Source organism: Pseudoduganella sp. OTU4001 (assembly GCF_038440195.1).
GTDB lineage: Bacteria > Pseudomonadota > Gammaproteobacteria > Burkholderiales > Burkholderiaceae_D > Rugamonas.
The window spans coordinates 1-12,552 of sequence record NZ_JASATG010000061.1 but is presented as its reverse complement, the minus strand read 5'-3'; the positions used below and the strand labels follow the sequence as shown (position 1 = coordinate 12,552).

The 12,552-nt window shown below is 65.4% G+C and carries 10 protein-coding genes and 1 rRNA gene; 9 read left to right on the top strand and 2 right to left on the bottom strand.

The features are described from left to right. Window positions 1-55 precede the first annotated feature (55 nt). On the top strand, window positions 56-1,357 hold the full coding sequence (locus AAHE99_RS26320; protein WP_342120910.1) for a metallophosphoesterase: 1,302 nt from the start codon (window positions 56-58) through the stop codon (window positions 1,355-1,357). 3 nt (window positions 1,358-1,360) lie between these two features. Here the strand turns inward: AAHE99_RS26320 and AAHE99_RS26315 are convergent, their stop codons facing one another. Continuing rightward, entirely contained in the window at window positions 1,361-1,846 is a 486-nt protein-coding gene (locus AAHE99_RS26315; protein ID WP_342120909.1) for a hypothetical protein, read from the bottom strand. A gap of 122 nt (window positions 1,847-1,968) precedes the next feature. On the opposite strand from AAHE99_RS26315, the gene rrf reads away from it, so the two are divergent. From rrf to rtcA, 8 genes are all read left to right on the top strand, one after another. After that, window positions 1,969-2,081: ribosomal RNA gene (rrf, locus tag AAHE99_RS26310) — 5S ribosomal RNA — on the top strand. A 65-nt stretch (window positions 2,082-2,146) separates the two neighbouring features. Beyond that, window positions 2,147-2,854 carry an autoinducer binding domain-containing protein gene (locus AAHE99_RS26305; protein WP_342120908.1) on the top strand — a complete coding sequence of 236 codons (708 nt, stop codon included), beginning with the start codon at window positions 2,147-2,149 and terminating at the stop codon, window positions 2,852-2,854. Window positions 2,855-2,930: 76 nt separating this feature from the next. Continuing rightward, a complete protein-coding gene (locus tag AAHE99_RS26300; RefSeq protein WP_342120907.1) occupies window positions 2,931-3,578 on the top strand; it encodes a hypothetical protein in 648 nt (215 codons plus the stop codon). Next, the gene (locus tag AAHE99_RS26295) at window positions 3,575-4,495 is read left to right on the top strand and encodes an ABC transporter ATP-binding protein (RefSeq protein ID WP_342120905.1); all 921 of its coding nucleotides are present in this window, start codon (window positions 3,575-3,577) and stop codon (window positions 4,493-4,495) included. The genes AAHE99_RS26300 and AAHE99_RS26295 overlap by 4 nt, the downstream gene beginning before the upstream one ends. A gap of 1 nt (window position 4,496) precedes the next feature. Continuing rightward, window positions 4,497-6,038, top strand: coding sequence for an ABC transporter permease (locus tag AAHE99_RS26290; protein WP_342120904.1), 1,542 nt, complete (start codon window positions 4,497-4,499; stop codon window positions 6,036-6,038). 51 nt (window positions 6,039-6,089) lie between these two features. Continuing rightward, entirely contained in the window at window positions 6,090-8,096 is a 2,007-nt protein-coding gene (locus AAHE99_RS26285) for an esterase-like activity of phytase family protein (protein WP_342120903.1), read from the top strand. Window positions 8,097-8,150: 54 nt separating this feature from the next. After that, window positions 8,151-9,368 (top strand): RtcB family protein, encoded by a 1,218-nt coding sequence (locus tag AAHE99_RS26280; RefSeq protein WP_342120901.1) that lies wholly within the window; start codon window positions 8,151-8,153, stop codon window positions 9,366-9,368. Between the two features lie 3 nt (window positions 9,369-9,371). Next, the gene (rtcA, locus tag AAHE99_RS26275; protein ID WP_342120900.1) at window positions 9,372-10,394 is read left to right on the top strand and encodes an RNA 3'-terminal phosphate cyclase; all 1,023 of its coding nucleotides are present in this window, start codon (window positions 9,372-9,374) and stop codon (window positions 10,392-10,394) included. On the opposite strand, the gene AAHE99_RS26270 is transcribed toward rtcA, so the two are convergent. Further along, window positions 10,391-12,397, bottom strand: coding sequence for a TonB-dependent receptor family protein (locus tag AAHE99_RS26270; RefSeq protein ID WP_342120899.1), 2,007 nt, complete (start codon window positions 12,395-12,397; stop codon window positions 10,391-10,393). The two genes, rtcA and AAHE99_RS26270, sit on opposite strands and share 4 nt — an antisense overlap. Window positions 12,398-12,552 lie beyond the last annotated feature (155 nt).

Below are 12,552 nucleotides of genomic sequence, written 5' to 3'. Positions count from 1 at the left end.
GGCATGTGCCAGCGGGCTTTTTGCTTTTTCGGCAATACTTGATTAGTATTGCCAGATGAATATCAAGAAACCCCTGCGCTGGCTGGCCATCCTGGCTGGCGGCACCTTCCTGCTGCTGTTGATCCTCGTCGCAGTTGCCCTTTACCACTCCCGTATCGAGCTGAATCCAAATGGCGTGCACCAGCGCCTGTACGTCCCGATTGGCAAAGGCATTGCCAAGGTCGCGATGCCGGCCGGGACCGGCGACGGCTCCAGCCTGCCTGGCTTCCTGGATGGTCCGATCGTGCGCCAGGATGCCGGCGGGGGCTGGTCAGCAAGCTGGTTCTGCGAAGACCGTGTCCATCAGCAGCAGGTTTCCGGGCCGCAGCTGACCATCGATTGCGGCGGCAAACGTACCGCCTACCCGCTCGAAGCCGCCGCGTCCAGCGCTGCGGGCGCCGTGCTGCCCATGTCCGCCAAGGTTGCGGTGCTGAGCGATATTGAAGGCAACCTGGACTTCCTTGACGGCGCGCTGGCCAAACTGGGCGTGACCGGCAATAACGGCGCTTGGGCCTATGGCGCCGGCCATCTTGTCATCGTGGGCGATGCGGTGGACCGTGGCCGCGACGTGTTCGCAGTGCTGTGGCGCCTGTACTCACTGGCGCAGCAGGCGCAGCGCGCCGGCGGCGGCCTGCATATGGTGTTGGGCAATCACGAGCAGTACATCCTGCGCGGGAACACTTCGCGCGCGCACGCCGACCACCTGTACGCGCTCGCCCAGCTGGGTGGCCCGGTGCAGGCCTTTGACAGCGATACCGTGATCGGCGCCTGGCTGCGCGCGCAACCGGTCATTCTGCAAATGGGCAGTGTGCTGTTCACGCACGGCGGCATCAGCAAGGCGACGGCAGACAGCGGCCTCACCGTGGCACAGCTGAATGACGCCATGCGCCAGTACTGGCGCGGCGCGCGCGCTGCGGACCCTGCGCTCGGGGCCGTGCTGGGCCGCAGCGGTTTGACGCAGTACCGTGGCTACTTCGACCAGGAGGCTGGCCTGGCCACCGAGGCTGAAGTCCAGCAGGCGCTGGCGCGCTTTGGCGCGACCACGGTGGTGGTGGGCCATACGCTGGTCGACAAGGTGACCATGCTGTATGGCGGCCGCGTGATCGCTGTTGACGTGAACACCAATGAGGCTGCGGATGAAGCGCTGGTATTCGAGGATGGGAAGCCGCGCGTAGTGACAGTGGTCGACCGCGGACTGCCGGCGCAGCAGGATGGCCGCATGCGCGACTTCCGCTTTGCCGATGCTTCCGACTGGCGCGCGCTGGGCCGGACGATCGGGCGCAGCTATGAGCTGGCCCGCTTGCCGCACCCTTATTAGTCTTTACTTCTTTGGACCATAGAACGGGAACAGCTGCATCACCATCAGTTTGACGGGGAAGCCAGTGAAGCTTTTGAACTCTTCCACGCCAATCACTTTGTAAGGGCCGGCCTGCAGGAATTCGCCTTCATGCCAAGTGAGATCCTTCATCGCGAACTGAAGCAGCTGTCGCGGGTTATAGGCATAGCTGAAAATGGTGTACTTGCCTACGCGCTGGACTACCTTGAACCGCTGGTCGCGTTCATCGGCAATCAGCACGCGTCCCGGATAGCGTTCGATACCTGCCTCGCCTTCCATGACGGCGAGCACCTGGTCGGCGACGCTGCATTCGACGTCCGCGACTTTCTTGTCGCGGCCTTTCGCCAGCGCCAGGACTTCATCGTAGCTTTTGTTATAGGCCACCGACCACTCGGGCGAGTCGCAGTAGTTGTCGGCGTGTGCTGCGCCGGCCATGAAGGCCAGCAGGGTAGTCATAAGGATGGATTTCATTTCGTTATTTTATGGCAACTAAGGCAGCGGTGGTAGTTTCGCGCCAAGTCTGCTATAATCGCTGCTTCAGAATTCAAGGTGACAGTTGCCCAGTTGAGGAACTGACACCAGTACCGGTCAAGTCTGATGACCATAGCAAGTCGGTCCCACCCCTTCCCATCCCGAACAGGACCGTGAAACGACTCTGCGCCGATGATAGTGCTGCAACCAGTGTGAAAGTAGGTTATCGTCAGACTAATTAACAACAGGAAGGCCCGCTAGGTTAGCGGGCCTTTTTGCTTTTGTGCTATCTTTTCCGCCATGATAACTGACTGGCAACAATCGATAGCGCGAGCGCTCTCCTCCACCTCCGACGCGGATAGTTTGCTGGCCACAGCCAGCGATGCAGCCAGAAGCCTGGGATATGAATTCTTCGCTTACGGCATCCGCATGCCCTTACCCCTTTCCCGTCCGCAGACGCTGATGATCAGCAGTTATCCGCAGCAATGGCAGCAGCGCTATGCGGAACAGTCCTATATGGCGATCGATCCCACCGTGGCGCATGCGCTGCGTTCGACGGCGCCCCTGCAATGGTCGGAAGATGTTTTCGCATCGGCGCGCCACCTGTGGGAGGACGCGCAAGGACATGGCCTGCATGTAGGCTGGGCGCAGGCTGCAGTAAATTCCAACGGCGCGGTCGGCATGCTGACCCTGGCCCGTTCGGGTGACGCGATTTCCGAGCAGGAGCTTGCCGCGAATGGCTTGCGCATGCACTGGCTTGTTCATGCTGTCCATGAAAATGCAGCGCGCGTGCTGGCGCCCCAGCTGCAGCAACTGCCGCAGCTGACCGAGCGCGAATGCGACGTCCTGCGCTGGACTGCCGATGGCAAGACTTCCGGCGAAATCGGCGACATCCTCGGCGTTTCCGAACGTACGGTGAACTTCCATATCAATAACTGCATGGATAAATTGGGTGCAGTGAACAAGACTGCCTGTACTATCAAGGCTGCCATGCTGCGCCTAATCTGACTACTGTCAGCTCTGACAGCTAGTCCTTCCCCTTGGCCGCACGGTCTAATGCGGCCATTCAGTACAAGGGGATTCCATGCAGCTCAAACACTTCGTGCCGGCCGTTGTGCTGGTTCTCGGCGCCTGCTCCGCCACAACCGGCAGCGGCGTGCGCTTCTTCGTAGGCGAGGGCGCCACGCCGCGCGCCGATGACCGCATTCCGGCGCAGCTGGAGCAGATTTCAAAGGAATGGGCGCGCATTGCCGCGCCGGGCGTACTGGTGGTGGGCGATGTCGGCGCACTGGACGCCCTGGATGGCAAGCAGCTGCGCGCCATGCACAAGGCTTTCGCTGCGGGCGGCAGCGCGGACGATTTCGCAGCGCGCATGGGCGGGGTGACGAGCATCGAAACGTACGGGCTGGCCGGCTTCGTCAGGCTGGAGCGCCCGGCGGTGGTGCGGGCGGCGGATGTGGGCGCGGTCGGCTTTGCATCGCAAGGCGGGTCGCTGTTCGGTAGCACGGGCGACCTGGTGGCTGCGCGCAGCGAGGCCGACGGCATGCTGGTGCTCGACAAGGTGCTGTGCCAGGAGAAGGCGCCAGGCTTCAATGCGTGTGCGGCGCGCTATTTGCGTGGACATTTCGACCAGGCCGGCGTGGAGCTGGATGGCGACCTGCAGCCCAAGCGCGGCGGACGGCGGATCGATCCGGCTACATATGCGCTGCTGCCGCAGGGAGGTGCGCAATGAGCGCCGCCATGGCATCGGCCAAGGCATCGGCGCCGGCGGCCGCGCAAGCCTTGCTTGACCTGTCCGGCGTCGGCTACTCCTATGCGGGCGGCAAGCAGGCGGTGGCGGGATTATCGCTGCAACTGGGCGCCGGCATTGTCGGCCTGCTTGGGCCGAACGGCGCGGGCAAGTCGACCCTGATGCGCATGCTCGCCACGCTGACCCGGCCAACGCAAGGCCGGATCTTGTGGAAGGGACGCGATATCGCCCAGGACCCGGAAGCGCTGCGCCATGAACTGGGCTACCTGCCGCAGGAATTCGGCATCTATCCCGCCCAGACGGCGCGTGAGTTCCTGTGCTACCTGGCGGCGGTGAAAGGCCTGCCGCACGCGGCGATTGGCGCGCGCGTCGACGAATGTATCGAGATGGTCGGACTGGCGGCAGGCCGCGACCGCCCGATCGGCAGCTTCTCCGGCGGCATGCGCCAGCGCGTCGGCATCGCCCAGGCCTTGCTGAACGATCCGGCACTGCTGATCGTCGACGAACCGACCGTCGGCCTCGACCCCGGTGAACGGCAGCGCTTCCGCAACCTGCTGACGGATTTGGCCGGCAAGCGCCTGGTGCTGCTGTCCACGCACATCGTCTCCGACGTGGAAGCCATCGCCACCGCGCTGGTCGTGATGCAAAGAGGCCAGCTGCGCTTCAGCGGATCGCCGGAAGCGTTGCTGCGCGCCGCCATAGGCAAAGTCTGGGACTGGACGGTGCCGGAGCGCGCCCTGGAAGCCGCACGCGCCAGCTACCGCGTCTGCAATGCGCTGCGCCGCGCGGACGGCATCCAGCTGCGCATCGTGTCGGAACAGGCGCCGCACCCGGATGCGGTGCCTGCCTTGCCGGGACTGGAAGAAGCGTACATGGTCGCCCTGGCGCATGAGGTTTGATATGCAGGGCCTGCACACCTTCCTGGCTATCGCCGCCACCGACTGGCGCGAACGCACACGCTCGCAGCGCTTCTGGCTGACGCTGGCCGCCACTGCCGGCCTGGCCTGGCTTTGCTTCCCGGCCGCCAGCGCCGGCTACATCGTGCTGGGCATCAACGGCCACCACCGCGGCCTGTATTCCAGCGCGTGGATAGGCATGGTGCTGGCGATGCTGTCGATCTGGACTTCGCTGGCCGGCTTCTACCTGGTGCGCGGCAGCCTGGCGCGCGATTTCGATACCCGCGTGTGGGAACTGATCGAAGCCACGCCGCTCAAGCGCGGCACCTATCTGGCCGCCAAATGGTGCGGCAACTTTGCCGTGCTGCTGGCCATCCTGGCGGTGCAGTTGCTGGCCGGCGTAGGCGCCCAGCTGTGGCGCGCCGAAGACCCGGTGCTGCATCTGGGGGCCATGGTTGCGCCCGTGCTGCTGATTGGCGTGCCGACCATCGCCATGACGGCCATGTTCGCGCTCTGGTTCGACCTGCTGCCGCCGCTGCGCCGCACGCTGGGCAACTTTGCCTACTTCCTGCTGTGGGTTGCGATCCCGATTTCGATGGTGCGCAGCTTTGACACCGTGCCGCTGCATGGCTGGATCAGCGACCCATACGGCATTACGATTTTCCAGCAGCTGGTGCAGGAACGCCTGGCCACGGAGCTGACCCAGCCACTGAGTGGTTGCGGCGTATGCTCGCTTGGCACGCGGGCGCTGGGCACCTTCGACTGGGCTCCCTGGAGCATGCCCGCATTGCAAATGCTGGGACGCGCTGCCTGGCTGGCAATCCCCTTGCTGGGTGTGATGCTTGCCGCGCCGCTGCTGGACCGTTTTGGCGCCGCCCGCAACCGGGCCGCTGCGGCAGCCGCACCGCGCTGGGCGCCGGGTTGGCCGCGCGCGTTGTCGCGTGTCCTGGCGCGCACGCGTGCCGGTGTGCTGCTGGATGCGGAATTGCGCCTGTCGCTGCATGGGCGCAGCCTGTGGTGGTGGCTGGCGTTGGCGGTTGCGATGGTCATGCAGGCCGTGGCGGCAGCGCCGCCGCACGCCAGCTATGCGCTGCTGGCAACCTGGGTGCTGATGGCGCAGATCGCCGCCACCCCGGCCATGCGCGAAGCCGAAAGCGGCGCCGGGCCGCTGGTGTTCTCCGCACCGCAGGCCGTGCGCCGCATCCTCGTCGCGCGCTGGTTGGCCGCCGTGCTGCTGCTTTGCGCTGCGACCTTGCCGGCGCAGCTGCGCTTTGCGGCGGAAGCGCCCGGCATTGCCCTGGCCACGCTGGCCGTCAACCTGTCGCTGGCCACCTGGGCGCTGCTGCTGGCGGCGGCCAGCCGCACCGCGCGTGCGGCGGAACTGGCCATCTTCGTGCTGGCTTACCTTGGTATGCAGGGTGTGCCGCTGCTGTCCGTGACGCTGGCGCCGCTGTGGACCTTCCAGCTGCACCTGGCGCTATTGCCTTGCGCCGCCATCCTGGTCTGGCTGTGCTGGCCGCGCATGGTGGCGCGAAGCTTGTCATAAGCTTGTCACTTCGGCTAACTATGCTGGGCCTTTTCCCCTACCGAGGCCTGCATGAAAACCCTGTCGCTCCTTCCCCTTGCACTTGCCCTCGCCGCCTGCGGTGGCAGCGGCAGCCCTGAACCAGTCAAGCCGAACATCAGCGGCGTCTTCATGGACGGTGCGGTGGAAGGCGCCGACTACGTCGCCGGTACTGCGGCCAAAGCCGTCACCGGCGCCAAGGGGGAGTTCAGCTGCAAGGAAGGCGAGGCGGTCGCCTTCAGCGTCGGCGGTATCGCCCTGGGCAGCGCCACCTGCGCCGCCACGATTACGCCGCTGCAGCTGGCCGGCGTGAATGACGTCAAGGACGCCAGGGTCGTCAACCGCCTGCTGGCATTGCAGCTGCTGGATGAGGATAACGACCCGTCCAACGGCATCAGGATCGCCGCCGACGTGAAGACTGCGCTGGCCGGCAGGAGCGCCGACTTCAGCGCGGCTGCGGCAGACTTCAACAAGGCCATGGCCGCCAACCTGGCCGCCGCCGGTGCGGCCTACGGCGCGCGCGGCATCGATGACGACCGCCGCATGCTGGTGCGCGAGCATTTCGAAGACACCCTGGCCTCCAAAGTCGGCACGCCGGTTCAGGAAAGCTTTACCCAGGCGGCAGCCAGCGTCACCGTAACGCGCTACCAGACCCAGGCCGCCAACAGCTTCTACATCCCATACGAAGGCAGCAACGCCAAGGTGAAGGCCGACTTCCCGCTTGGCTTCCTGCCATCCTACGGTTCCGCGCTGGCCTTCAAGGGCACGGCCGCCAACGGCGACCTGGAGTTCTACGGCCTCACCGACCGTGGCCCGAACGGCGATGGCCCGAACGTACCGAATCCGAATGGCAGCGGCACCATGGGCGCGAAGATCTTCCCGGCGCCAAGTTTCACGCCGGCGATCGGCATCATCACTGTCGGCAAGTCTGGTGCGGTGCTGAGTTCCAGCATGCCGGTCAAGGTCTCCGCCACCGTCAACAGCTCCGGCCTGGCCATCCCTGCCGGCACCATTGGCAACTCCGCCGAAGTGCCGGTGTTCGACGCCATGAAGTACGACGCCGCCGGCAAGGCTGTCTTCAACGCCAACGGACTGGATATCGAGTCGGTCGCCTACGACAAGAAGCGCAATGCTCTGTGGGTGTCGGACGAATACGGCCCATTCATCGTGAAGATCGACGCCGCCACCGGCGTGATCCAGGCGCGCTACGCCCCGGGTAGCGGCCTGCCGGCCATCCTCGCCAAGCGCCGCGCCAACCGCGGCATGGAAGGCATGGCGCTGGATACCACCACCGACAAGCTGCACGGCTTCCTGCAAAGCCCACTGAGCGACGGCAGCGCGCCGTACTCGGTCACCGGCAAGAGCGAGCAGGTCGAGCGCTTCGCGCGCTTCACCCGCTGGATCGAGTTTGACCCGGCGACCGGCGCCAGCGGCCGCATGTTCGCCTATCCGCTAAACGGTGCGGACTACCAGGACGGCCGCACCGGCAACGCCAAGCTGGGCGACATGGTCGCACTGGGCAACGGCAAGTTCATCGTCATCGAACAGGGCGCCGCGCCAAACGGCAAAGTATTCAACAAGCTGATGCTGGTGGAGATTGCGGGCGCCACCGACATCAGCGCCGCCGCCTTCAACCCGGCCAGCTCTGACCTGGAGAAAAGCTCGATGGGCGGCGCCGCGGTCAACGGCGCCGACTGGAGCAAAGTGGCCACACTGAAGAAAACCCAGTTGCTGGACCTGAACGCCATCGGCTGGCTGGCCGAAAAGGCGGAAGGCCTGACCATGGTTGACGGCAATACGCTGGCGCTGGTCAACGACAATGACTTCGGCCTGAAAACCAGGATCTTCACGCCGGCCGGTGAAGCCGTGGCCGATGCCGACGTCACCAAGTGCAATGCCGATGCGAACGGCGTCATCGTCACCAGCAGCTCGGCAGGCTGCAATGCGGCCAACAGCATCCGCGTGGCACGCGGCGAAGACCGCGAGCGTCCAAGCCGCCTGTGGCTGATCAAGTTCTCCAAAGCGCTGAACACCTACTAAGTTTGTGCGCGCTCTCCCTGCCGGTTGGCGGATAATGCCGACAGGGAGAGCGCAATGGCACATGAAACACTTAAGGTAGAAGGCGGCAAGCCGATCAAGATGTGGACGCAAGGCGTCCCCGTCGAGCCGGAGGCGCGCGAGCAGCTGCTCAACACGGCCAGGATGCCGTTCATCTACAAGCACATTGCTGTCATGCCGGACGTCCATCTCGGCAAAGGCTCCACCATTGGCAGCGTCATCCCGACCGTGGGCGCCATCATTCCGGCGGCGGTTGGCGTCGACATCGGCTGCGGCATGATGGCGGCCAAGACCACCCTCAACGCACGCGACCTGCCCGACAACCTGGGCCCTCTGCGCAGCGCCATCGAGAAAGCCATTCCGCATGGCTTGACGCCGCGCCACAAGGGACGCGACGAAGGTTCCTGGGCCAACCCGCCGCCGGCGGTCGATGCCGCCTGGCGCAAGCTGAAGGACGAATTCGACGCCATCGTCGAGAAAACCCCGAAGCTGGAGCGCACCAATAACTACAAGCACCTGGGAACGCTGGGTACCGGCAACCATTTCGTCGAGGTCTGCCTGGATGAGGAGGGTGCGGTCTGGTTCATGCTGCATTCCGGCTCGCGCGGCGTGGGCAATGCGATTGGCACCCATTTCATCGAACTGGCCAAGCAGGACATGCGCACCCACCTGGCCAACCTGCCCGACCAGGACCTGGCCTACCTGAAGGAAGGTACGCAGCACTACGACGATTATGTTCAGGCCGTGGACTGGGCCCAGCGCTTCGCCCGCATGAACCGCGAAGTGATGATGCAGAACCTGGTCGCCGCCGTACGCACTGTGATCAAGAAGCCGTTCGAGACCCATCTCGAAGCAGTCAACTGCCATCACAACTACGTGCAGCGCGAACCGCACTTCGGGCATGAGGTGCTGGTGACGCGCAAGGGCGCGGTATCGGCGCGTGCGGGGGAGTTGGGCATCATCCCGGGCTCGATGGGGGCCAAGAGCTATATCGTGCGCGGCAAGGGCAACCCTGAGAGCTTCCACAGCTGCAGCCACGGCGCCGGCCGCGCCATGAGCCGCAACGAAGCCAAGCGCCGCTTCACGCAGGAAGACCAGGTGCGGGCCACGCGCGGCGTCGAGTGCCGCAAGGATGCCGCCGTCATTGATGAAATCCCGATGGCTTACAAGGATATCGATGCGGTGATGACGGCGCAGCAGGACCTGGTGGAGGTCGTGCATACGCTGAAACAGGTGGTTTGCGTGAAGGGGTAGGCGATGATTGAACTGGACGGATCAGCGGGCGAGGGCGGCGGACAGGTGCTGCGCACGGCGCTGAGCCTGTCCATGATCACCGGCCAGCCATTCCGGATTGCGAACATCCGCGCCAACCGCGACAAGCCGGGGCTGCGGCGCCAGCATTTGTCGGCGGTGCGGGCGGCGGCCGTCGTCAGCGCTGCCACCGTGTCGCATGCGGAAGTGGGATCGACCGAGCTGGAATTCACGCCGGGCCCGGTCAGGGGCGGCATCTACGAGTTCGACATCGGCACGGCAGGCAGCACCACCCTGGTGCTGCAAACCCTGATCCCGGCTCTGCTGCATGCCGAGCATCCGACCACGGTGTCGGTGGTGGGCGGCACGCATAATCCCAAAGCGCCGCCGGCGCAATTCCTGCAGCGCGCCTATTGCCGCGCACTGGCCGCCCTGGGCGCGGATGTGGAGATCGACATTGAGCGTTTCGGCTTTTATCCGGCGGGCGGCGGCGTGTTGTCGGCCAGCGTGTGGCCGTGCAGGCAGCTGCACCATCTTGACTTGATGGAGCGCGGCGCCCTGCGCGAGGCCTATGCTGAAGTGGTGGCATCGCGCCTGCCGGAGCAGGTGGCGCAGCGCCAGTTCAGCACCGTGCGCAACCTGCTTGGATGGGATGAGGGCCAGATGCGGCCCACGCTGACGCCGCCCACCTTCAGCCCAGGCAATGCCGTATTGCTGACCATCGAGAGCGATGCGGTCAGCGAGGTGTTTTCCGCCATTGGCGACCGTGGCGTGCGGGCTGAAACCGTGGCCCGCGAAGCCGCGCTGGAAGCGCGCCGCTACCTGGCGTCCGGTGCGGCGGTAGGCGAGCACCTGGGCGACCAGCTCATGCTGCCGATGGCGCTGGCCGGCGGCGGCTCATACACGCTGGATCACGTTTCCCAGCATGCCATCACCAATGCCGAGGTGATTGCGCGCTTCCTGCCGGTATCCATCAGCTTTGAGCAGGAAGAGCGCTGTAGCATTTGCCGCATCAAGCGGCACGTTTAGAAAGTGCGCTGCGCGCCGAAACCCAGCGCCCAGTTGCGGCCGGGCGCGCCCTCGTAATAGCGTTTGTTGGCATCGCCGACGATCACGGAACCGACGTACTGCTTGCCGGCCAGGTTGTTCAGGCGCGCGAACTCATTGAAACGCCAGCCACCGAATTCCTGCGCCGCTGTCAGGCGCAGATTCAGCAGCCCGTAGCCCGGTGCGGCGCGCTCGGTATTGCTGTCTTCCGCGTACACCTTGCCGCTGGCCACCGCTTCCAGCGCTGCGCCCCAGCTGCCCGCGCTTTCACGCCATGCGAATTCGCCGAAAGCATTCGCGCGCGGCACGCCAGGCAGGCGGGCGCCGTTTTCGTAGGTGGCGCGCAGCGATGTCAGCGCCACGCGCGTGCTGAAGCCGGCGCCCAGCGCGGCATCCAGCGACAGTTCGGCCCCCTTGCGCAGGGTGCGGGCGGCGTTGCGGTAGCTGGTGCGGCCGCCTGCGGAGGTGTCGACCACCAGTTCGTCGCTGGTGCGCACTTCGAACAGCGCGGCGTCCATGCGTACGCCAGGCGCAAGGATCGCCTTCACGCCCGCCTCGGCATGCTTGCTGCGCGCCGGGCGCAGGCCGAAGTTGAAGCCTGCGCCGCCGGCGGAATAAAACAGTTCATTCAGGGTGGGCGCTTCGAAGCCGCGCGCCGCGCTCGCATACACGTTGAGCGTCGGCGTCACGCGGTACAGCACGGCGGCTAGCGGCGTGGTCTGGCTGAAGTGCAGCTTGCCGCTGTCGTTGCCGTTGCTGGTGAAGCGGTCGTCGACGGCGACCCGGATACGGCTGTGGCGCAGGCCCGCAGTCAGTTGCCAGCGTTCGCCCTGCCACTCGGCCTGCGCATAGGGATCAGTGCTGGACACCACATCGTCCTCGTCGCGGCGCAGGCGGCCTTTGACGCCCAGCACGGCGCCGTCGAAGTTCTCATAACCCTTGCGGTTATCTTTCGCGCGTGCGTACTCGATGCCTGCAGTCGCCGTCAGTTTGCCGCCCGCGAGCGGCAGGGCGCGCTGCCAGCGTGCTTCGCCGCCGTGGAAGTCGCGGTCGAAATCGATCACGCCACCGGAATGCGATGCCGGCGCCTGGAAGGCGCGCGAGAACGACTGGTACTGGATCACCTGGCGGTTGCCGGTGTAAGCGGTGAGCAGCAGCTTGCCGTCGCCGGCGATCGGCTGTTCCCAGGTGGCGCCGGCCTGCTGGTGGTCGATGCTCTTGCGTGTGTTGTAGCGCTCGGCCAGCGTGCGCTTGGGCGTTGCGGTATCGGCGGCGTCGGTCTCGCCGGCGCGCGGGTCGCGCTGCCAGGTCGCCCAGGTCGCGCCGAGCGGGTCCTGCGTATCCTTTTGGCGCAGGCCGTTGGCGACCAGCGTGAACTTGCCGCCGCCGGCCGCGCGTATGGTCAGCTTGGCGTGCGCCTGCTCGCGGGTGGCGGCGCTGTGGTCGCGGTAACCGTCGGTATGGAAGCGCGAAGCGTCGAGCGCATAGCCGATGCCTGCCGACTCGCCCTGCGCGGCAAGGTCGAACTTATACATGCCGTCGCTGCCCGCGCTGGCGCTGGTCTCCAGCGCGGGGCGGCCTTTGCCTTCGCGCGTGAAGAGCTGGACCACGCCGCCCGAGTGGTTGCCATATAAGGCAGAGAAGGGGCCGCGCAGGACCTCGATGCGGTCGGCCATGTCGAGATTGAAGGTGGCAGCCTGGCCCTGGCCGTCCGGCATGCTGGCTGGGATGCCGTCGGCAATCAGCCGCACGCCGCGTACGCCGAAGGCGGAGCGCGCACCGAATCCGCGCGAGGAGATTTGCAGATCCTGGGCGTAGTTCTGGCGGTTCTGCGCCACCAGGCCGGGCACGGCGGCCAGCGCCTCGGAAGCATTGACGCGCAGTTGGCCATCGCGGATACGCTCCGCATCCAGCACATCGATAGCGGCGGGAACGTCGAAGCTGGCGCGCTCAGTGCGCGTTGCGCTGACGACGACGGTTGGCATTTGTTCAGGTAATGGAATGTATTGCATGGGCGAGACTATACATCTCCCCTTGCGGAGCTGCGTTCCCTTTGCTATAGTTCTGTCCCTCGCAACGAGCCGCAGCGAAAAGCGCGAAACGAAGCGAGAAACAAGAGGGGTTGACGAGTTGCACGCTA